Origin of the sequence: Pontibacter mucosus (assembly GCF_003054055.1) — a bacterium.
Lineage (GTDB): Bacteria > Bacteroidota > Bacteroidia > Cytophagales > Hymenobacteraceae > Pontibacter > Pontibacter mucosus.
In genome coordinates this window covers 258,800-280,854 of sequence record NZ_QBKI01000001.1, presented here as the reverse complement: position 1 = coordinate 280,854, position 22,055 = coordinate 258,800, and the positions used below count along the sequence as shown (strand labels likewise).

Here is a 22,055-nt window from a genome sequence, read left to right as displayed (position 1 = left end):
TTTACACTTAGCGATTAATATGAATCAGGTTAAAATTCAGATTCCTTCCCTAATTGAAAACATTAGAGTTATTGAGAGCTTCATTGATAACTCTAAAGACGAATTTGAGTTTGAAGACGACATCTATGGCAACATCATGGTTGCTGTTACGGAATCTGTAAACAACGCCATTCGCCACGGCAACAAATTTGACAAGGACAAGAACGTCTACCTGACACTTCAGGTAGAGGAAAACAAGCTGCTCTTTGAGGTGGCCGATGAGGGCCCTGGCTTCGACTACGAAAACCTGCCAGACCCTACCGCGCCTGAAAACCTGGAGAACCCCGGCGGCAGGGGCATCTTTCTGATGCGTAACCTTTGCGATGAGGTTAACTTCCTCGATGAGGGTAAAAGAGTACAGTTGATTTTTAACATCCCTAACCTGGAGAATGGATCACCCAATTGAGTTCTTTAGCGAGGACATTGATTTTGAACTGAGCAACCCGGCTCAGGTATCGGAGTGGATTTCAGACGTCATACTGCACCATGGCCAGGAGTTGGGCGGCCTTACCTATATTTTCTGCTCCGACGATTACCTGCACGAGATTAACGTTGAGTACCTCGACCACGACACACTCACTGATGTTATCACCTTCAACAATGCCGACGAGGAAGGCATTATTGAAGGTGATGTCTTTATTAGCATAGACCGTGTCCGCGATAATGCCAAAGACTTAGGCCTTCCGTTTGAGGATGAACTGCACCGTGTTTTGATTCACGGCGTGCTTCACCTGCTTGGCTTCAGAGATAAGACCCAAGAGCAGGAGGCCCTTATGCGTAAAGAAGAAGATTCTTCCTTATCTTTGCGCAAATTTTAGTCTTAAAAGGAATTACCTATCCGCTGCTGATGTTTCACGTGAAACATCTCAAAATTCAGAATACATGTTTCCAGAATACGATATTATAGTTGTTGGTGCTGGGCACGCAGGCTGTGAAGCCGCGGCGGCGGCGGCAAAGATGGGCTCGAAGGTTTTGCTGGCCACCATGAACATGAATACCATCGCGCAGATGTCGTGTAACCCGGCGATGGGTGGCGTGGCAAAAGGCCAGATTGTTCGTGAGGTGGACGCCTTAGGTGGCATGAGCGGTATCATCACAGACCAAACCATGATACAGTTCCGCATGCTCAACAAATCGAAAGGGCCAGCCATGTGGAGCCCGCGCGCGCAAAGCGACCGCATGCGGTTTGCCGAAGCCTGGCGCCTGAGCTTGGAGCAAACGGAGAACGTGGACTTCTGGCAGGAGATGGTAACGGGCATCGAAGTAGAGCAGGGCAGGGCTGTGGGCGTTCGCACCAGCCTGGGGATAACTATCCGCGGAAAGGCCGTTATCTTAACGAACGGCACGTTTTTGAATGGCATTATCCACATCGGAGAGAAGCAATTGGGTGGTGGCCGCGCCGCAGAAAAATCAGCAAAAGGCATAACCGAGCAGCTGAAAGAACTGGGCTTTGAGGCAGGCCGCATGAAGACAGGAACCCCTCCACGGGTGGATGGACGCTCGCTGGACTACAGCCGCATGGAGGAGCAGTTTGGTGACGAGAACCCAAGCAAATTCTCCTACACCGACACCGAGCCACTGAAACAACAGCGCAGCTGCTACATCACCTATACCAACCCGGAGGTACATGAGATCCTGAAAACAGGCTTTGAAAAATCGCCGATGTTCCAGGGACGTATCCAGGGATTAGGGCCACGCTACTGCCCAAGTATAGAAGATAAAATTAACCGCTTCTCGGAGCGCGATCGCCACCAGATTTTCGTAGAACCGGAAGGATGGAATACCGTGGAAGTATACGTGAACGGATTCTCCAGCTCTTTGCCAGAAAACGTACAGTACGAGGCACTGCGCAAAATCGAAGGATTTGAGAATGCCAAGATGTTTCGCCCGGGTTATGCGATAGAGTATGACTTCTTCCCGCCGACGCAGCTTAACCTGACGCTGGAGACAAAGCAGGTACAGAACTTATACTTTGCCGGCCAGATAAACGGAACTACCGGATACGAAGAAGCCGCCTGCCAGGGATTGATGGCAGCCATAAATGCGCACAACAAGATAAACGACAAAGAACCGTTTATCTTGAAACGTTCGGAAGCGTACATCGGCGTATTGATTGATGACCTGGTAAACAAAGGGACCGACGAACCTTACCGCATGTTCACCTCGCGTGCAGAACACCGCATTCTACTGCGTCAGGACAACGCCGATATCCGCCTGACCAGGATGGGTTATGAGCTGGGGCTGGCCGATGAAAATCGCCTGAAAGCTGTGGATAAGAAGATAGCGGAAACAGCAGAAATCATCTCCTACTTGAACAGCAAGCCAGTTGAGCCAGGAGATATCAACAGACTTTTAGAGGAATTAGGGTCTGCTCCGATAGCAGAAAAGCAGCGTGCAGGGCAGCTCATCAAGCGGCCGAATGTAGAGATAGAACATATCGCCAAAGCAGTGCCGGCAGTAGCGGAATTCTTGAGCAAGTACGGGAAAGAAAGCGTGGAGCAGGCAGGCATTCAGGTAAAGTATGAAACCTATATTGAGAAGGAGCATGCGATGGCCGCTAAGGTAAGCGAGCTTGAGAACTACAATATCAAAGGTAAAATCAATTACCGCGACATACCTGCCTTGTCGAAAGAGGCAAAGGAAAAGCTGCTGAAGGTACAGCCTGAAACAATAGGCCAGGCCTCCAGAATCAGTGGTGTGTCACCGGCAGACATATCGGTGTTAATGGTATACCTCGGAAAATAAATGAGCTACGAAAGACTGGAACAATGCCCCATCTGTGGCAAAGAAGCCTTTAAGAACTTTTTAGTCGTTAAAGACAACTCCGTGTCAAAAGAGAGTTTTGTGATTGTGGAATGCGAGAACTGCTCGTTCAAATTCACCAATCCAAGACCAGATGCCGCGAGCATTGGCCAGTACTATGAATCAGATGAATACGTCTCGCATTCAGATACGAAAAGTGGAATTATCAACAGGGCCTACCATGTAGTGCGGTCCATTACCACCAAGCAGAAAGTAGAACTTATCAACAGGTATGCACCCGTGAAAGGAAGTATCCTGGACTATGGATGCGGCACCGGCGTATTCCTGGCGGCCTGTAAAAAAGATGGCTGGGAGATAAGAGGCATTGAGCCAAACGCCAAAGCACGCCAGAAAGCAGCCGAAGAAACAGGGGAGATAGTAGCTGCCAACCTGGAAGATATAGAAGGCGAAAAGTTCGAGGTAATAACGCTTTGGCATGTGCTGGAGCATATCCATACCTTAAACGAAACGATGGAGCAATTGCTGGACCACCTGCAGGAGGATGGTACCATGGTGATAGCCGTGCCCAACGCTGACTCGCACGACGCACAGGAGTACAAGGAAAACTGGGCTGCCTACGACGTGCCACGCCACCTGTACCATTTCACGCAGCCAACGATGAAGCGCTTTCTGAAAAAACATAAAATGCAGTTGGAGGAGGTGCTGCCCATGAAGTTTGATGCCTACTACGTCAGTATGCTAAGCGAGAAGCACAAGCAGGGCAAAACAAGCATGCTCAGTAGTGTAATGAACGGCTACCGATCCAACAGCTACGCCGAGAAGAACGGCAACGATTACTCGAGTTTGATTTTTGTAGCAAAAAGAAAATAATAGCGCCAAATTTGCGTGAAAGATAAGATAGGCAAGCGGAAGTTTGCCTATTTTGATTTAAAGACAACACAGCCAATGAAGCTACTTAGAGCACTGATAGCGGCAGGCATTACAACCGGGGTGGTAGCCTGCGCCACTCAAAGCGCCCCGCAGGGCGGACCACGGGATGAGGAACCACCAAAGCTGTTGAGAAGTAACCCAACAGACCAGCAACTAAATGTGGATACCCGCACCGTCACGTTGGAGTTTGATGAAGAGGTTCAGCAAAATACGTTAAACCGCGAACTTCTGATTACACCAAATATCAACAATCCCTACAAGGTAGTGATAAACAAAACCCAGCTTGTACTGGAGTTCGAAAAGCCCTTGCAGGATAGCACCACCTTCACGTTCAACTTTAGAGAAGGAGTAACCGATATTACGGAAAAGAACAAAGCGCAGGACCTTATCCTCTCCTTCAGTACTGGATCTTATATAGACTCGGCACGCGTAGCAGGCAATGTTGTCAACCTGATGAAGCAGACCCCGGAGAAGGGAGCCATGGTGCTATTATACCAGGCCGGGGATACCATGAGCGTAAGAAAAAACCGCCCCTATTACCTGACCAATGCCGACGACCAGGGCAACTTTAGCCTGCGCAATGTCAAGGAAGGCAGCTACCGCATCTACGCCCTCCTCGATAAGAACAACAACAGCTTCTACGACTCCGAGGAAGAGCGCATCGCCTACCTGGCCAAACCCATCACCATTACCTCCACCACAGACAGCGTGCTGCTGCAGACAGTAAGAATCGATACCAAGAAGCCTATCCTGATGAACAGGGGCAGGTTTACCGATCGATTTGTGGCAGGGTACAACGAGGGGATTCAGCAATTCACGGCGGTGTCCGCGGATAAGAAAGACACGCTTCTCTCCAAAGCACTGCCGGATGGGAAAACGATAGAGCTGTTTAAAACAGATGCTTTCAGCGGTGGAAGGGCTATACTTGCAGCTGTGGATTCTGCGGGAAATATCACGTCAGACTCACTGCAAATAGCGTTTGAGGGAAAACCATCCACACGTGTGAGAGGGGCAGCGCTTAAGGTTATGAACACCGGAAAGAACGAAGGATACCGGGCAGGACAGGAGGTAACCGTAGAACTTCAGGCGCCCGTACGCATTGCAGGTAAAACCCCAGTCACACTGATGGCCGACAGTATTGTGGTAGAAGAACTACAGTACCCGGAGGAAGTAAGACTCGACCGCACCAACACCGAACTAAGCTTTACGCTGCCCAGCCTCAGCAACAACATCAGGCAGCTGACCCTGCTGCTCGATAGCACTGCCATACTTCCGCTACAAGGCGATCCGATCTCGTTCCCGCCACTGCAGCTAAGTATAGCAGAAGGAAAAGGATCGACGGGAAGTTTCAGCGGTTCTATCACAACGGAGTATAAATCCTATACTTTGCAGCTACTCACCAATGACTATAAAGTGGTAGAGGAGCGCGGCCCGGGCAAAACGTATCGGTTTAGGAACATTGCACCCGGCACCTATTACCTCCGCATTCTGGTAGATGAAAATAACAACGGCAAGTGGGATGACGCCGATCCTAAGTTGGAGCGGGAGCCTGAGCCCGTGTTCCTATACCCCAACCTGATCGAAGTGCGGGCCAACTGGGAACTGGAAGATCTGGACATTGAATTCTAAGGTCCTCGGAGTATAGCCCGTCAAGTATAAAAACAGCAAAGTATAAACCACGAAGGAGAGGCTTTCACCTCTCCTTTTTTTGTGCCCATGCATTCCTGCGCCCTACACAAAAAGCATATTCGTTAAGTAAGGCTTGAACCAGACAACGAATGGGCGATTCAACTTCCCCCCAGTCACAAAGTATACTTCCTAAAAAAATAAAGCACTGTGTAATGCGCCCGCTAGGGAACACATGCGTAATAAATTCAAACAACACCACAAGTATAACAACCCAGGAAACGGTAACAGTTAGGGAGTATCAAAAAGTATAAATCAATGAGTAGAGGCGGCTAAAAGTGTCCGTGAGCCGAAGGAAAAATGCGGATGGGAAAAATTTTTTGTTAATCCACAAAGATGTGTTTAAATGTGTGGATAAAGGTGGGTAAGGGTAGGGACAACTTACACGCACATATCTTACACACCCAAACAAAGGCTTACACAGAGGGTAAAAAGTGGATACCAGTGTATAACCAGCCACCCTTTCAGACCTTTTCCACGTTTCTGTTTCGTGTTTATAAAGAAATACACACAAACGGGCAAAAAGTGGAAAACACAACTAAGGTATTCTAGCTTAGAGAAATAAAATTCACAGTGTAACCCGGAAACTGGTGATAAGTAAAGCTGCAGTACACAAGTTATGGGCAGTACGCAAACTTGAGTAGAGTTGTCCACTTATAAACAGCCCTAAAAACAAAAGATGATTCTTTTTAAAAAATCATTTTATAAAAGTTATTAGGTGTCGTAAAGTGTGGAAAGCTTGGAAAAAGGGGCCTGTGAAACAGGGCAGGGGACTTACACAAGCAGGAGACACAGAAGAAAAATGTGTATATTGAAACTCCAAAAAACGGAAAGCTACACAAGAGAATAAGAAATGCTTTTAAAAATTGACCTGACACTCCCGTTCGAGGCACCGGTGCTCATCTTCACGCTCGTACTACTCATCATCCTGATCGCGCCCATTGTTCTAAACAAGTTCAAGATACCGGGCATAGTGGGGATGATTCTGGCGGGGGTGATCATCGGACCCTATGGATTTGGTATACTGGAAAGAGACGCCAGCATTGAACTGTTCGGAACGGTGGGCCTGCTCTACATCATGTTCCTGGCGGGGCTGGAGGTCGATATGATCGAGTTCAAGAAGAACAAGAACAAAAGTCTTGGCTTCGGAGCTCTCACCTTTTTAATACCCATAACCGTAGGCACTGCCATATTTTACTACATCTTTAATTACGATTTAGCCCCGGCCATACTGCTGTCAAGTATGTTCTCCACTCATACCCTCATCGCCTACCCTATAGCCAGCAAGCTGGGCATTAGTAAAAACGAGGCGGTGACGGTAACCATTGGCGGCACCATTATCACAGACACGGCGGTACTGCTGGTGCTGGCGGTGGTGGCAGGTTCTGCGGAAGGCGATCTGGATATGGCGTATTGGATCAGGCTGAGTATCTCGCTGGCCATTTTTACGGCCATTGTCACCTACATATTCCCCATCATAGCCAAGTGGTTTTTCAAGCAGCTGGAGAGTGAGAAAGGAGCCCACTACATCTTTGTGCTGACGATGGTATTTGCGGCGGCCTTTTTAGCGGAGCTGGCGGGCGTGGAGGCAATCATTGGTGCGTTCCTGGCGGGGCTGGCGCTAAACCAGCTTATCCCGCACACCTCGCCGCTGATGAACCGCATCGAGTTTGTGGGCAACAACCTGTTCATCCCGTTCTTCCTGATAAGCGTGGGCATGCTGGTGGATGTAAGGGTGCTGCTGAGGGGGCCGGAGGCACTGATTATTGCAGGCACCATCGTAGTGGTGGCCCTGACAACAAAGTACCTGGCAGCCTGGGCAACGCAGAAGATTTATGGTTACACCAGCATCCAGCGGAACCTGATCTTTGGCCTGAGCAGCGCGCACGCTGCAGCTACCTTGGCGGTGATACTGGTGGGCTATAACCTGGGCATGATAAACGAAGAGGCCCTGAACGGCACGATTGTACTTATCCTGGTTACGTGTTTGGTGAGCTCCTTTGTAACGGAGAAATCGGGCAGGGCGCTGGCAATAGTGGAGAGCCAGAAGAAACCGGACCTGAGCCAAAAGCCGGACAGAATACTGGTGCCAATCGCCAACCCGAAGAACATCGAAAGCCTGGTGGACCTGGCCATCATGATGAAGAACCCGGACTACAACGAGCCCATCTACCCACTGGCTGTGGTGATAGACGATGAGCGCGCCGAGGAGGAAATCTACAAGAAGAACAAAATGCTGCAGGAGGCTATAAAGCATGCTTCCGCCACCGACAGCGACGTACAGCTGGTAGCCAAAATAGACATTAATATCGCCAGCGGCATACTGCGCGCCATCAAAGAACTGATGATCACAGAAGTGATTATAGGCTGGAACGCGAAGATCACGACCAGCGGCCGCATCTTCGGAACGGTGCTGGATAACCTGCTGGAGAACACCGAGCAGATGATCCTGGTATGTAAAATCATCAAACCGATAAATACCACGAGCCGCCTGGTGGTGGTGGTACCTAATAACGCAGAACTGGAGAGGGGATTCCTGAGATGGATTAGGGCAATTAAGATATTGGCCCAGCAACTCGGGGCCAGGGTAGTGTTCAGAAACCATGAGAGCACGGTGGAGACCCTGAAGCAGGCGGTGCAGCAAACCAAGCCAGCCATCGATGCGGAATACCTGCCCTATAAGAACTTCAGGGAGTTTGACGGAATGCACAGCGAGCTGAGCCCGGATGACATGGTAATCGTGATATCAGCCCGCATGGAAACGATCTCCTACAGCAGTAACATGGACAACGTGCCGCGTATACTTGCCAAAAATTACAAGGATAACAGCTTTATCATTATCTACCCGGAGCAGTATCCGTTTGTCGAAGAGAACCCGGTAACCGGAATACCCGCGCTTTATGGCTCCGACAGGGAAGAAGGAATCATTTAACTACGGCCTCGACTTTAAAAGTATAGATTTCCGGCAGCAGCCGGAATTGTACCGGGTGGGCAAGGGCGAGCAGGGCGTGCTGCTGGTAGAGCCTTACAAATCGGAGATACTGCCTTACTGGCGGTTTAAAACCCCCGAGGTGGCCCGCGAGTCGAGCGAGAAAATTTATACCTTGTTTCTGGAGTACCTGCAGCAAGACGACTTTGTGGGGGCGGACATGGCCCGGAAGTTTCTGCAGATGGGCTACACCCGCAGCCGGCGCTATGCCAACCACCGCAGCGGCCAGAAGTATAAAGGGGCCGTGCCCGACGACAAGAAAGGCCAGAGCGGGGCACACGGGCGCCCGCAACTACCCCTGGACCCCGATCCCGTAAAAGCAGCGTCCGCAGCCATATTTAAGGAGAAATGGGAGCAGGCCAGGCAGCATGAAAAGTATAAAAGCATGAAAGCCGCGTTTGAGGCAACGTATAAAGTATGAAGAAGCCCTACCTTGTGGCCGCTGTGCTGCTGGTTTTTATGTTCATGCTTGGTACCAAAACTCTGTAAAGGAAAGGGGGAGGCAGGATTCGGAGCTATTCTATACTTCTGCTATCAACGGTAAAATAACCTATCTATCTTCAAACGTAGGAGCAGTATACTTTGAGGTGGAGAACAGCGAGGCAAAATATATGTTTATCCCGAAACCCGTATCTGGTAACCAAAAAGAGCGGTTTTCAGCATTTGCCACCAGGGGCGACAGCATCAGCAAACCGGCATACGCTACGTACCTGAAGCTCTACAAAGACGCCAAAGTTTATACTTACAGCTTTAGGATCCTGCACCAAGACGCAGTATCAAAATAAAAAGAAAAACCTTACAGAAGGTAAAAACCGTATCTTTGCAAATATAAAATCACTTAATTGAACATGATCAATAAAGACATCAGGTTAGGCAAGGGGCTTGGTAAGATCAAGTTTGGCCTGACAATGGACGAAGTTGAGGAATTGATTGGCGAACCGGAGGAGGTTGAAGAGTCTGATGAGGAGGATGAGTTCGAGCATCAGGCCTGGAACTACTGGGAGGAGGGCTACTCCTTATACTTCGACAAAGAGGACGATTACCGCCTCAGCTGCATCGAGACCGCCAACCGCGAAGTGCAGATTTTCGGGGAGCGCGTGTTTGAAATGAGCCGCGACCAGATCATCCGCCTCTTCGCCGACCACGACATCACCAACTACGAGGAGGATGAAACCGAAACAGGCGAGAACCGCCTCTCCTTCGAGAAAGAGATGATCGATTTATACTTTGACGAGGATCAGCTGATCGCCATAAATTTCGGCGTGTTCATTAACGATGACCTGGAAGTGATTTGGCCTGAGAAATAAGCCAGACAAGAGTATAAATTCATTCAGGAAAGCCCCGGCTATACTTTATAGCCGGGGCTTTTTTATGAACCACAAAGTATAAATGCCCGCGTGGATAAGTATACGCAAATGTGGCTTTGCAGCAAGTATGGAGGAATTTTTAGGTACGCGAATCGCTGAAATCTACAGCCCCCGCACATAAAAAAAGCCCGGCCTAGACCGGGCTTTTAAGGCAGTAAACCGAAGCCTACTCAAAAAAGAAGTTAAGGAGCTCCTGCTGTATAACCGGGTTGATGGCGATGGCAAGTATAACCGAGATGATAAGGCCGATGGCAACAGAGAGGATATCCTTACCAATCAGGTTAAACGTCTTGGCAAACTTAATAGAAGAGTCGTGGGCGCGCAGGCGCATACCGAGCTCGCGGCCGGCCAGAAGACCAACGAAAACCCAGGTCGTGCTCATCGGGATGTTGTTCACCTCCTTGAAGAAGTATAGGATGATGGCATACACAAGGTCGATAATGGTGGCACTGCGCACATCGCGCACCTCCGACTTCTCGTTGATGATGTTCTGGATTTTGTCGCCCTTCTTATAGAAAAGGAAGCCAAGGCCAAAGAAGATAAACCCTGTGAAGACGAGGAATTCGTAAATGTTTAGCTGGCGTGGCAAGTATACCGCGATGTTGGCCAGGTCCTGCGCCAGCCACGTGTACCAAAGAAAGCCACTGATTACCCACTGGGCAACCGTCCAGGATACGTGTGCCTCCCCTTTGATAAACCGTTTGATGACCTTGGTAAGGACCAGGTAAATAACCAAAGCTGAGAAAAAGGCGACGAAGTAACCGGCCACACTTTTGTTTATCATGCTCAGGATGGTGCCCGAGGTGGCCGTGAAGACGCTGAGCAGCATGAACGTGGTGGAAACCGGAATACGGAACCTTGTCAGGAGCAGCAGGATGATTGGGGAGGCCAGCTGCAGGTATACAAAATTGGTTGGTGTTTTATCCAGGCCCGGGGTGGCAAGGCGCTGGTAAGAAACATCGCCTTCAAAAACAACCCAACTGTAGGTAACCGTGAACACGAAGATAAGGCCCATAAACAGCCATTGCCAGTACCATTTCTTATCTTCGTTAGAGCCAATGAATGTACCTATTGTCTGGATACTGTCGTTAGCAATGGCAGAGTACCCAGCAAAGGCAAAGCCTACCCACATGGCAATGGAAGGATAGGGATAGAGCAGGCCTGCTGCAATCAGGGAGAAGGCAATGAAGTATAAAAACTTCTTTTCTTTACGTAGCAGAACATCCGCCAGACTGTAACGCTTTGTGAACTTGTGCGGCTTGGCGAGCACTACGGGGCTTGGCTTTTTCTTAGTCTTAGCCATCTTTTAAGTATGAGTGAGAAATAAAAACGGTGCAAAGGTAGGTTATACCAATGTTAAGTTTTATTGCTCAATGTTAACAAATTGTTAACACGCAGGCGGAAGGGGAGAGCCCAACCAGAAAGTACGAACAGGCAGACATAGGGGGCAGCAGCGCGGAAGGGGGAGCGGTACGCGGTTAAAAGTATAGGCAGGCAAATAGTATTATCACACACTAAAAGCTATATTTGCGCTATGGCGACACAAGAAAAAACACCTGTAGAAAACGCTCAGCTGAAAGATATTATCTCGCACGCGAAGGAGTATGGTTTCATCTTCCCCTCCAGCGAGATCTATGATGGCCTGCAAGCCGTGTACGACTACGGCCAGATGGGCGTGGAGCTGAAAAATAACATCAAGCAACTGTGGTGGAAAAGTATGACGCAGCTCAACCAGAACGTGGTTGGCCTGGACGCGTCCATCTTCATGCACCCGCTGGTTTGGAAAGCCTCCGGCCACGTGGACAGTTTCAACGACCCGATGATTGACAACAAGGACTCGAAGAAACGCTACCGCGCCGATGTGCTGATAGAAGAGAAAGCCGCCCAGTACGAGAAAGACGGCCACTACGAGAAAGCCAGCGAGCTTCTGGTAGAAATGGGCAAGCTGCTCGGAGCCGAGGATCTGGACGGCGTGCGCGAGCTTATCATCAAAGAAAATATCAAATGCCCGGTTTCCGGCACCACCAACTGGACCGAGGTGCGTCAGTTTAACCTGATGTTCTCTACCCAGGTGGGCTCCGTGGCCGAGGATGCGAGCACGATTTACCTGCGCCCCGAAACAGCCCAGGGTATCTTCGTGAACTTCCTGAACGTGCAGAAGACCGGCCGCATGAAAGTGCCATTCGGTATCGCCCAGATCGGTAAAGCTTTCCGTAACGAGATCGTTGCGCGCCAGTTCATCTTCCGCATGCGCGAGTTCGAGCAGATGGAGATGCAGTTTTTCGTGCGCCCTGGCACCGAGATGGAGTGGTACGAGAAGTGGAGAGACACGCGCCGCCAGTGGCACGAGGCCATCGGTGTGCCAACCGACAAGCTGCGTTTCCACAACCACGAGAAACTGGCCCACTACGCCAACGCCGCCCTGGACATTGAGTTCGAATTTCCGTTTGGTTTTAAAGAAGTAGAGGGTATCCACTCCCGCACCGACTTCGACCTGACACAGCACCAGGAGCTGAGCCGCAAAAAGCTGCAGTACTTCGACAACGACCTGAACGAGGAGGGCAAGCCTTATGGTAACTACGTGCCTTACGTGGTGGAAACATCCGTAGGCGCCGACCGCCTGTTCCTGATGGTGCTCTGCAGCGCCTACACCGAAGAGGAAATCACGGAGGGCGATAGCACCAAGAGCCGTACTTTCCTGAAGCTGCACCCGGCGCTGGCCCCTGTAAAAGCCGCCATCCTTCCGCTGACCAAGAAAGACGGCCTGCCGGAGAAAGCCACAGAGATCTACAACGACTTGAAGTTTGATTTCAGCCTGATCTACGAAGACCGCGACAGCATCGGCAAGCGCTATACCCGCCAGGACCTGATCGGTACGCCATTCTGTATTGCCGTAGACCACCAGACGCTGGAGGACAACACCGTGACCGTACGCGACCGCGACACGCGCGAGCAGGTACGCATGCCTATCAGCGAGCTGAAGAGCCACATCGACAAAGCCGTTAGCTTCAAGACCATTCTCCAGAAGCTGGCCTAAGTATAAAGTATAAGTATAAAAAAGCCGGGGTGCAGCAGCGCTTCCGGCTTTTTTCATGCCCCACCAAAACGATGAAAAGCCAACCGTTGCCTAACTCTTTTATTTACAAGACCGTTTATAAAAGTATAATCAACTATAAACAAGTATAGAAAAATGAGAGAAGAAGAATATAGAGCCCGCGGCAACTGGAATGAGCTGAAGGGCAAGATCAAAAAAGAGTATGGCGACCTGACCGATGACGACCTGACCTACGAAGAAGGAAAACAGGATGAGTGGCTGGGCAGGCTTCAGCAAAAGATCGGCAAAGGAAAGCACGAGCTAAAAGAGTGGATAGACCGTCTCTAAAGCTCGAGATAACATAAAAAATTCCCTCTGTAGGGACAAGGTTCATCGCCCCATACATAGCTTGTATTGGGGCGATTTCTTTTAAGGTATCCGGCGCCGTTTCTTATACTTTGACTAAACCGAAGTATAGAGTGGAGTCAGAAGCGATTTTAAAAGTGTCTTGAAGTGTAAAAGTTATGTAAAGTATAAATTCGAGTTTTCTACACAGTTGCATGTGTAATCAAGGGGGAGAAAAGAGTGCTTAGCGTGTGTAAGAAAAAAATGGGAGGAGTTATACACATCTGTGGAATGTAATCAAGAGGAGAAAATACACAGTGCCTGGCTGAAGCCTCACATTTATACTTGCAAAGGGAGCAGCTGTGAAAAACAAGTATGGAATCTGGCCTGGAAGTATAAAAAAGGAAGATTTTACTTCTTTTATCCACAGCAGGAAATCAAGTATATGGAACGAGCAATAAAGTAAGGTTCCAGTCAGAGCTTGCAGAACCATAGGGACTTAGATCGCCTGAAAACATGCAGCTTTATGCGTTTGCAGACTCCGGGAGCCGCAAAAAATCTGTACCTTTACCAAACCAAAGCAGAATCAGCGTGTTGGATAGCAGTGGAAGCTGGTTTTCCTAATTGAAATCTGCCCAATCCTGATTAAATTGCCATCTTGCTACCCGTGGTTTTAGAAGCTATAAGGGGCTATAACAAGCCATTGAAGGCAGCAGAGCAAGAAACAGAAATAACGCTTGAGGAAGACATAAAACCTGTAGACGGTGAAGTACAACGAGTATAAGAACCTTAATTACGCCAAAGTAGGCGAGGAGGTGCTGTCGTTTTGGAAGCAGCACAACATCTTTGAGAAATCGGTGGCCACACGTGAGGGCAATGCGCCTTACGTGTTCTACGAGGGCCCACCATCAGCCAACGGTACGCCGGGTATTCACCACGTAATGGCCCGCGCCGTAAAGGATATTTTCTGCCGCTACAAAACCATCAAAGGCTTTCAGGTAAACCGCAAAGGCGGATGGGATACCCACGGCCTGCCTGTGGAGCTGCAGGTAGAAAAAGAACTGGGCATCACGAAAGAGGATATCGGCAAGACCATCTCGGTAGAGGAGTATAACCAGCGCTGCCGCGAAACGGTGATGCGTTTTAAAAACCAGTGGGACACCCTGACCGAGCAGATGGGCTACTGGGTGGACCTGAACAATCCCTACATCACGTTCGAGGATGAGTACATCGAGTCTTGCTGGGCCCTGCTGAAAAGGCTATACGACAAAGGCTACCTCTACAAGGGCTATACGATCCAGCCATTCTCGCCGGCCGCCGGCACCGGCCTGAGCTCGCACGAGCTTAACCAGCCGGGCTGCTACAAGATGGTGAAGGATACAACCGTTGTGGCGCAGTTCGAGGTGAAGAAGATTACCCGCAACATGTTCCTCTTCGAGAGTGAGGAGGAGAAGGTATACTTCCTGGCCTGGACCACCACGCCCTGGACGCTTCCTGCCAACACGGCGCTGGCCGTGGGTAAGTACATCAAGTATGTAAAGGTTAGAACCTACAACCAGTATACGTACGAGCCTATCTCAGTGATCCTGGCCAAGGACCTGGTGAACCGCTACTTCAACCCGAAAGCGGCTGATGTTCCGCTGACAGAGTATAGCTCCGGCGACAAACTGATCCCTTACAAAGTAGTGGAAGAGTTTGATGGCGCTGACCTGGCCGGAGTGGAGTTTCACCAGCTGATGCCATACGTGCAGCCGGACAAGCCCGCCTTCCGCGTAATCATCGGCGACTACGTGACCACAGAGGACGGTACCGGTATCGTGCACATCTCACCGACCTTTGGTGCAGATGACGCCCGCGTGGCCGCCCAAAACGACATCCCGGCGCTGCTGGTGCTCGACGAGAACGGCAAACCGTCCCCTATTGTGGACAGGCAGGGCCGCTTCGTGAAGGAGATTACCGACTTTGCCGGCATGTACGTGAAGAACTACGCCAAGGAAGACGAGTCCTCTCCGGAGTACAGGCCAACCGACGTGAAGATCGCCATCAAGCTGAAGGAGGAAGGCAAGGCCTTTAAAGTAGAGAAGTATGAGCACACCTACCCGCACTGCTGGCGCACCGATATGCCGGTGCTCTACTACCCGCTGGATAGCTGGTTCATCAAAACCACCGCCGTAAAGGATCGCCTGATCGAGCTGAACAAAACCATTAACTGGAAACCGGAGTCTACAGGCACGGGCCGTTTCGGCAACTGGCTCGAGAACCTGGTGGACTGGAACCTGTCGCGATCGCGCTACTGGGGTACCCCGCTGCCTATTTGGCGAACAGAGGGCGGCGAGGAGGAAATCTGCATCGGCTCTATCGCGCAGCTGAACGAGGAGATCGAAAAAGCCGTGCGTGCCGGGGTGATGGATGCCTCTGTGGAGGTGAAAGAGCTGCACCGTCCGTATGTGGATAACATCGTGCTGGTAAGCGACTCGGGTAAGCCAATGTACAGAGAACCAGACCTTATCGACGTGTGGTTCGACTCAGGCGCGATGCCTTATGCACAGTGGCATTACCCAATCGAGAACAAGGAAATCTTCGAGCAGAACTTCCCGGCTGACTTCATTGCCGAAGGAGTGGACCAGACGCGCGGTTGGTTCTTTACGCTGCATGCGCTGGCAGTGATGCTGGAGGACAGCGTGGCTTACAAGAATGTCATCGCTAATGGTCTGGTGCTTGACAAGAACGGCAACAAGATGAGCAAGCGCCTCGGCAACGCCATCGATCCGTTTGAGATGATCGGCACTTATGGCCCGGACGCCGTGCGCTGGTACATGATCTCCAACGCGCCGCCTTGGGACAACCTGAAGTTTAACCCGGATGGGGTGGTGGAGACGCAACGCCGCTTCTTCGGAACCTTGCAGAACACCTACTCGTTCTTCGCGCTTTACGCCAACCTCGACAACTTTACTTATGCTGAGGCGGATGTGCCGATGGCGCAGCGCACCGAGTCAGACCGCTGGGTAATTTCTAAGCTGAACACGCTGGTGCAGGACGTAGACGCATACTATGCCGACTACGACCCGACCCGTGCCGCCCGTGCCATCCAGGATTTTGTGGTGGACGACCTGAGCAACTGGTACGTGCGCCTGAACCGCAAGCGTTTCTGGAAAGGCGAGTACAACACCGATAAGATTGCCGCCTATCAGACACTTTATACTTGCCTGGAGACGATTGCCATACTGGCCGCCCCGATTGCACCGTTCTACACCGAGCAACTCTACCGCGACCTGAACGCCGTGAGCAACAGGCATCAGGAGGAGTCGGTGCATCTGGCGTACTACCCGGAGGTAAACCACGAGGATATCGACAAGGATCTGGAGGAGCGCATGCAACTGGCCCAGACGATTTCGTCTCTGGTGCACTCGCTGCGCAAGAAAGAGATGATAAAGGTACGCCAGCCGCTGCAGCGCATCCTGATTCCGGTGCTTAACCCGAAGATGAGGCAGCAGGTAGAGGCCGTGGCCGACCTGATCATGAGCGAGGTGAACGTGAAGGCCATCGAGTACATCGATGACACGTCCGGCATCCTGGTGAAGAAGATAAAGCCAAACTTCAAGAAGCTGGGCCAGGTTTTCGGGCCGAAGATGAAGCTGGTGGCTGCCGCTGTACAGCAGATGGACCAGAAAGACATTGCCGAACTGGAGCGCGAAGGCGGCTTCAAGGTGATGCTCTCAGAGGATGAGTCGGCGGTGCTGACACCGGAGGACGTGGAGATTTCCTCAGAAGACATCCCGGGTTGGCTCGTAGCCAGCGAAGGCAAACTGACCGTGGCCCTGGACATCACCATCACCGAGGAATTGAAGCAGGAAGGCATCGCCCGCGACCTGGTGAATCGTATCCAGAACCTGCGCAAAGACGCCAACCTGGAGGTGCAGGACAAGATCCACATCGCCCTGCAGGAGTCGGCGCCCGAGGTGAACGCGGCCGTGGCCAACTACGGTGCCTACATCCGCACCGAAACGCAGGCCCTGTCGCTGGAGTTGGTACCGCAGCTGGCAAGCGCCACCATCCTCGACATAGACGAGTATCAGGTGCCTATCCAAATCCAGACGGAAGAGCGGGCGACTATCTAAATAGGGAAAGCACCAGGGGCCAAGCGTATCCTGGTGCTTTTCATACTTTCAAGAAGTATATTGCAGCGAAATTGAGGAAAGCATAGCAGTCGGGCTTTGCAGAAGCTGCTTAAAGAACACATAATGAAATACGGAAAATACTACCTGCTTGCCCTTGTCGTGATCATTATCGATCAGGTGGTGAAACTGATCGTGCATTACAACATGGAGATGGGCATGCCGGGAGAGATTCATTTGATCGGGGACTGGCTGAAGCTGCATTATACGCTCAACCCGGGGATGGCATTCGGCGTGGAGCTGGGCTCGGAGTACGGTAAACTGATGCTGACCCTGTTCCGCCTGGTAGCCATGTTTGGCATAAGTTACTACCTGTACTACCTGGTAAAGCACAAAGCGCCCACCGGTCTTATCTGGTGCATTGCCCTTATACTTGGTGGTGCCATCGGCAACCTCATCGACAGCACGTTCTACGGGGTGTGGTTCGACAACGCCCCGTATGGCTCCTCCACGCCGTGGTTTCATGGGCAGGTAATCGACATGTTCTACATCGATATCTGGGAAGGCATCGTGCCCAACTGGGTGCCTATACTTGGCGGCAAGCCTATGTCGCTGTGGCCAATCTTTAACGTAGCGGATTCGGCTATCTTCATTGGCGTGCTGCTGATCCTGTTCAACCAGAAGCGTTTCTTCGGCGAGCACCACGAAGAGCAAAAGCAAAGACCAGTAGAGCAGCAGGGGCTGTAAGAAAAGTATAAAGTATAAAGCAAAAGGCTGCCCCAACCGGAGCAGCCTTTTGCTTTTAGCTAGGGCTGGTTATCTTTAACAGGATGATAAAAGACCTGAACAAGCTCGACCTGATGATTGCTGCGCTGTACTTGCGTTACAGGCGTAGGGATGACCACTGGCTGAGCGCATTCTGGACAAAGCTATTTTTTGGTTTTCTTGCGATGGTATGGAGTTGGAGCTTATTCGAATGGAGCTTATACTTAATAGGGTTACCTCGCCCTGAATTCATTCATGAACCATACTTTCTAGGTGTTGTCTATGGGCATTGGATCTTAAGCGGCTTTGTCATTCACAAATTCACTTTGTCCTTCGAAGATTTGTCAACTATAGATCTTTATCCGGAAGATTATGTCAGAGGCAACAAACTAGCTTTTTATCTCACGATAGTAACAATAGTGGTAGTTCCTGCTTCACTGATGTGGCTGGATAAACAGTAAGTCGCGCAAAGCAAGGGGATAGCTATTATAAAACCTTTCGATCTTCCAAAGCCCTTCTCAATGCTTCCGGAGAAGTGAAATGTATAGACGTGATGCCCAGTTGTTGCGCAGCGTTGATATTATTCAGATTATCATCAATGAAGAGGGCGTCGGAGGGAAGGATCTCGTATCGGTTGAGAAGGGTGTGGTAGAAGGAACTGGAAGGTTTACGGTCTTTCTCCGTGCCAGACACCACAATGCCGTCGAACCAGCCCAGGAATTCAAAGCGCTCCTGCGCCACCGGAAACGTTTCACCCGACCAGTTGGTCAAGGCATAGAGGTTATACTGGCCACCCTCCTTTAGCTCACGCAGAATTTGCACCGTGCCTTCTATCGCTCCGCCCAACATTTCCTCCCAGCGGCCATAAAAGGCTTCAATGTTTTCGCGGTGCTCTGGAAATTGGGCTAGCAGCAGGTCGGTGGCTTCCTGCAGGGGACGTCCGGCGTCCTGCTCTTCATTCCATGCCGGGGTGCAGATGTTCTCCAGGAAGTAGAGCATCTCTTCTTCTTTCTCGAACAGCTTACGGTACAGGTAGTGCGGGTTCCAGTCAATCAACACAGCACCGAGGTCGAAGATGATCGTTTTAATCATGGCCATAAAGGGTAAGCCGACAAAGGTAACCGGTAATTAGCTTCATAAAAAGGTATCAGGTTATAAACACTGTTGGCGGTGATGCCTTGTCCTTAAAAAACCTTATTTTTACCTGAAGCCAAATCTTCCTCACCCTTGCCAAACCCCATACTTCAGGTCAGAGACTTAGAGACGGTTTTCTCCACACGTAGCGGCACAACCAAAGCGGTGGATAGGATATCATTTGACGTATATCCGGGCGAGGTAGTGGCCATTGTCGGGGAGTCAGGTTCGGGTAAGTCGGTAACGGCCTTATCGCTGATGCGGCTGCTACATGCTGATGACGTTACAACTGAGGGAAGTGCCGTTTTCAGCTCTACAAAGTATGGCGAGGTTGATTTGCTGCAGCTACGGGAGCAGCAGTTGCAACGGGTAAGAGGCAGTGAGATCAGCATGGTTTTTCAGGAGCCCATGTCGTCGCTGAACCCGGTTTATACTTGTGGAAAACAGGTGGCGGAGGTGCTGCTGTTACATACGAAGCTTTCCAAAAAAGAGGCCAAAGAACGGGTATTACAGCTTTTTGAGCAGGCAAAGCTGCCACAACCCGAAAGGATTTACAAGGCTTATCCACATGAGCTTTCAGGGGGGCAAAAGCAGCGCGTAATGATTGCCATGGCCATGGCCTGCAGGCCGGCACTGCTCATTGCCGATGAACCCACCACGGCCCTGGACGTAACGGTGCAGGCGCGCGTGCTGCAACTGATAGACGAGCTACGGGTACAGGAGAACACGGCTGTGCTGTTCATCTCTCACGACCTTGGTGTGGTGGCCGGCATCGCTGACCGGGTGCTGGTGATGTACCAAGGTAAGGTGGTGGAGCAGGGCAAGGTGCTGGGCATTTTCACCAATCCGCAGCATCCCTACACCAAAGGCTTGTTGGCTTGCCGTCCCCAACTCTCTACTCCACCGCAGGCCATACTTCCTACCATCTCGGATTTTCTGCCGGAAAGCAAGTATAACGATACTACTGGCGAACCTGAAAAGAAAACGCGCACCGCAGGCGTAACTGCCACTAGCTCCACTTACACTGCTGATGCCGCGAAACACCAGAAACCGGTACTGCTGCAGGCGCAGGATCTGAAAGTATACTTCCCGGTGCAGAAGGGCTTTTTCAGCCGTACCGCGGAGTATGTGAAGGCTGTAGACGGCGTGAGCTTTGAGGTGAAGTATGGCGAAACACTTGCGCTGGTCGGTGAGTCGGGAAGCGGGAAAACGACCCTGGGGCGGGCGCTGTTGCGGCTGGTGGAGCCAACAGCGGGGCGCATCCTTTTCGATGGGCAGAACCTTACCTGCCTGAGTCCGGAGGAACTGCGCAAAAGCCGTCGCCATTTCCAAATGGTTTTCCAGGATCCTTATGCCTCGCTTAACCCCATGCACACCGTGGGGGAGGCTATCATGGAGCCGATGCAGGTGCATAACTTCTACAAAAACGACAAAGAGCGCCGTGGAAAAGCCATGGAACTGCTTGGTAAAGTGGGACTTCCGGAGGAAAGCTTTCAGCGTTATCCACATGAGTTTTCGGGTGGGCAGCGGCAGCGGATAAGTATAGCCCGGGCCCTGGCTCTGAAGCCCAAGTGCCTCATCTGCGACGAGTCCGTGTCATCGCTTGATGTGTCGGTGCAGGCACAGGTGCTGAACCTGCTCAACAGCCTGAAGCAGGAGCTGCAAATAGCCTGCATTTTTATTACCCACGACTTGGCCGTAGCAAAACATATGGCTGACCGTATACTAGTGATGAACAAGGGCAGGATAGTGGAAAGCGGTACGCCTGACATGCTGTTTGAGCAGCCCCGGCACGCATATACACGTATGCTGATTGATGCCATTCCGAAAGGTGAGCCGGAAGACATCAAGGCCGCACAGCGGCAACGAGCGGCCCTGAAGGCAGGCATGCTGTAGCGGCTCCCGCAGCACCATGGCCCGACTTGTGCAATCAAAAAAACGTAGGATAAGGAATATGGAACAAACAGCGCATGAACCGGATTGGGAGTTTCATTTCAGGAGCGTCGATAACAAGCCTGGGTCTATAGCCGTGGACCTGGGCCTGGCCAAAGTCGCGCCGCTCGCCCACCAGCCCAACCTCCTGAAGGTGTCTATCAAAATGACGAACCCCCGGCCGGACGGGCTCTCCTCCTTACAGGAAACTATCCTGCTGCAAAACATAGAAGACGACCTGGAAGATGCCCTGGGGAAAAAATGCGGGGCCACCTACGCCGGCCGTCTCACCTGTGGCGGGCACCGCAAAGTATACTTCTACCTTGGTGAGCCCAACGGCTACGCCGAGCATGTGCAGGAAGTGATGCAGCAATACAACAGCCACGCCTATACCCTCAAGCTGATACCGGACAAGGACTGGAACCGCTACTTTAATTTTCTGTACCCCGAGCCGGAGCAGCTGCAAAGTATACAGAACCGAAAGGTGGTAGAGGAATTGGAGAGTAACGGCGATGACCTGAGCAAGGCGCGCCAGGTAGACCACTGGATCTACTTCAAGACCGAGGCCGACCGGGCCGCTTTCCTGCAAAGCATAGCAAAGGAGAACTACAGCCTGGTGACTAGCGACTACCTGGCCTCCTCAGAGGATTACCCGCACCGGCTGCACATCAGCCGCACCGATAAAGTGGATCATCAAAGTATAGATAAAGCTGTGATGTACCTGCGGCGGCTGGCACAGCGGCACAACGGCGATTACGACGGCTGGGAGACCTCCATCGAAGTATAAACCTGCCATCTTCCTTTCTTAATTGCCTGCCAAACCCGCTTATATAGAAAATTCTCTATAAATTGACTCCGATTTACAGCCTGCTTTAGCCAAAGAGCCGTTGGTGGCGTATAGTACATCTACATCTAGTGAGCTAAAGATATACAAGTGGCTGCGGCGGCTGCACAAG

The 22,055-nt window shown here is 51.1% G+C and carries 18 protein-coding genes; 16 read left to right on the top strand and 2 right to left on the bottom strand.

Going from position 1 to position 22,055, the window contains the following annotated elements; all coding sequences use genetic code 11:
• The first annotated feature begins 19 nt into the window (after positions 1–19).
• The 9 genes from C8N40_RS01270 (at position 20) to C8N40_RS01225 (ending at position 9,714) form a co-directional block, all read left to right on the top strand.
• The gene (locus tag C8N40_RS01270; protein WP_108209998.1) at positions 20–445 is read left to right on the top strand and encodes an ATP-binding protein; all 426 of its coding nucleotides are present in this window, start codon (positions 20–22) and stop codon (positions 443–445) included.
• Positions 429–857: an rRNA maturation RNase YbeY gene (gene ybeY, locus C8N40_RS01265; protein ID WP_108209997.1), complete on the top strand. Its 429-nt coding sequence runs from the start codon at positions 429–431 to the stop codon at positions 855–857. The genes C8N40_RS01270 and ybeY overlap by 17 nt, the downstream gene beginning before the upstream one ends.
• Before the next feature lie 64 nt (positions 858–921).
• Positions 922–2,784 (top strand): tRNA uridine-5-carboxymethylaminomethyl(34) synthesis enzyme MnmG, encoded by a 1,863-nt coding sequence (gene mnmG / locus C8N40_RS01260; RefSeq protein WP_108209996.1) that lies wholly within the window; start codon positions 922–924, stop codon positions 2,782–2,784.
• Positions 2,785–3,672, top strand: coding sequence for a class I SAM-dependent methyltransferase (locus tag C8N40_RS01255; RefSeq protein ID WP_108209995.1), 888 nt, complete (start codon positions 2,785–2,787; stop codon positions 3,670–3,672). It abuts the gene before it with no gap.
• 75 nt (positions 3,673–3,747) lie between these two features.
• On the top strand, positions 3,748–5,361 hold the full coding sequence (locus tag C8N40_RS01250; RefSeq protein WP_108209994.1) for an Ig-like domain-containing domain: 1,614 nt from the start codon (positions 3,748–3,750) through the stop codon (positions 5,359–5,361).
• Positions 5,362–6,271: 910 nt separating this feature from the next.
• A complete protein-coding gene (locus C8N40_RS01240) occupies positions 6,272–8,350 on the top strand; it encodes a cation:proton antiporter (RefSeq protein ID WP_108209992.1) in 2,079 nt (692 codons plus the stop codon).
• Entirely contained in the window at positions 8,319–8,828 is a 510-nt protein-coding gene (locus tag C8N40_RS01235; RefSeq protein WP_108209991.1) for a DUF4385 domain-containing protein, read from the top strand. The genes C8N40_RS01240 and C8N40_RS01235 overlap by 32 nt, the downstream gene beginning before the upstream one ends.
• A 190-nt stretch (positions 8,829–9,018) precedes the next feature.
• On the top strand, positions 9,019–9,192 hold the full coding sequence (locus tag C8N40_RS22540; protein ID WP_170113993.1) for a hypothetical protein: 174 nt from the start codon (positions 9,019–9,021) through the stop codon (positions 9,190–9,192).
• Between the two features lie 63 nt (positions 9,193–9,255).
• The gene (locus tag C8N40_RS01225) at positions 9,256–9,714 is read left to right on the top strand and encodes a hypothetical protein (protein WP_108209989.1); all 459 of its coding nucleotides are present in this window, start codon (positions 9,256–9,258) and stop codon (positions 9,712–9,714) included.
• 226 nt (positions 9,715–9,940) lie between these two features.
• Here C8N40_RS01225 and C8N40_RS01220 read toward each other — a convergent pair whose 3' ends face one another.
• Entirely contained in the window at positions 9,941–11,077 is a 1,137-nt protein-coding gene (locus tag C8N40_RS01220) for a hypothetical protein (RefSeq protein ID WP_211318020.1), read from the bottom strand.
• A gap of 231 nt (positions 11,078–11,308) precedes the next feature.
• On the opposite strand from C8N40_RS01220, the gene C8N40_RS01215 reads away from it, so the two are divergent.
• The 5 genes from C8N40_RS01215 to C8N40_RS01190 all read left to right on the top strand — a co-directional run bounded on the left by C8N40_RS01215 (position 11,309) and on the right by C8N40_RS01190 (position 18,494).
• Complete coding sequence (locus C8N40_RS01215) at positions 11,309–12,811, top strand: glycine--tRNA ligase (protein WP_108209988.1); 1,503 nt, start codon at positions 11,309–11,311, stop codon at positions 12,809–12,811.
• Positions 12,812–12,964: 153 nt separating this feature from the next.
• Positions 12,965–13,156, top strand: a complete 192-nt coding sequence (locus C8N40_RS01210; RefSeq protein WP_092100847.1) for a CsbD family protein — start codon at positions 12,965–12,967, stop codon at positions 13,154–13,156.
• A gap of 761 nt (positions 13,157–13,917) precedes the next feature.
• On the top strand, positions 13,918–17,271 hold the full coding sequence (ileS, locus tag C8N40_RS01200; protein ID WP_108209986.1) for an isoleucine--tRNA ligase: 3,354 nt from the start codon (positions 13,918–13,920) through the stop codon (positions 17,269–17,271).
• 123 nt (positions 17,272–17,394) lie between these two features.
• Entirely contained in the window at positions 17,395–18,015 is a 621-nt protein-coding gene (locus C8N40_RS01195) for a lipoprotein signal peptidase (protein ID WP_092100843.1), read from the top strand.
• An 83-nt stretch (positions 18,016–18,098) separates the two neighbouring features.
• Positions 18,099–18,494, top strand: coding sequence for a hypothetical protein (locus C8N40_RS01190; RefSeq protein ID WP_108209985.1), 396 nt, complete (start codon positions 18,099–18,101; stop codon positions 18,492–18,494).
• A 25-nt stretch (positions 18,495–18,519) separates the two neighbouring features.
• Here C8N40_RS01190 and C8N40_RS01185 read toward each other — a convergent pair whose 3' ends face one another.
• On the bottom strand, positions 18,520–19,125 hold the full coding sequence (locus tag C8N40_RS01185; RefSeq protein ID WP_108210405.1) for an HAD family hydrolase: 606 nt from the start codon (positions 19,123–19,125) through the stop codon (positions 18,520–18,522).
• Between the two features lie 135 nt (positions 19,126–19,260).
• On the opposite strand from C8N40_RS01185, the gene C8N40_RS01180 reads away from it, so the two are divergent.
• Complete coding sequence (locus C8N40_RS01180) at positions 19,261–21,063, top strand: ABC transporter ATP-binding protein (RefSeq protein WP_108209984.1); 1,803 nt, start codon at positions 19,261–19,263, stop codon at positions 21,061–21,063.
• Between the two features lie 58 nt (positions 21,064–21,121).
• Positions 21,122–21,886 carry a DUF695 domain-containing protein gene (locus tag C8N40_RS01175; protein WP_170113992.1) on the top strand — a complete coding sequence of 255 codons (765 nt, stop codon included), beginning with the start codon at positions 21,122–21,124 and terminating at the stop codon, positions 21,884–21,886.
• Positions 21,887–22,055 lie beyond the last annotated feature (169 nt).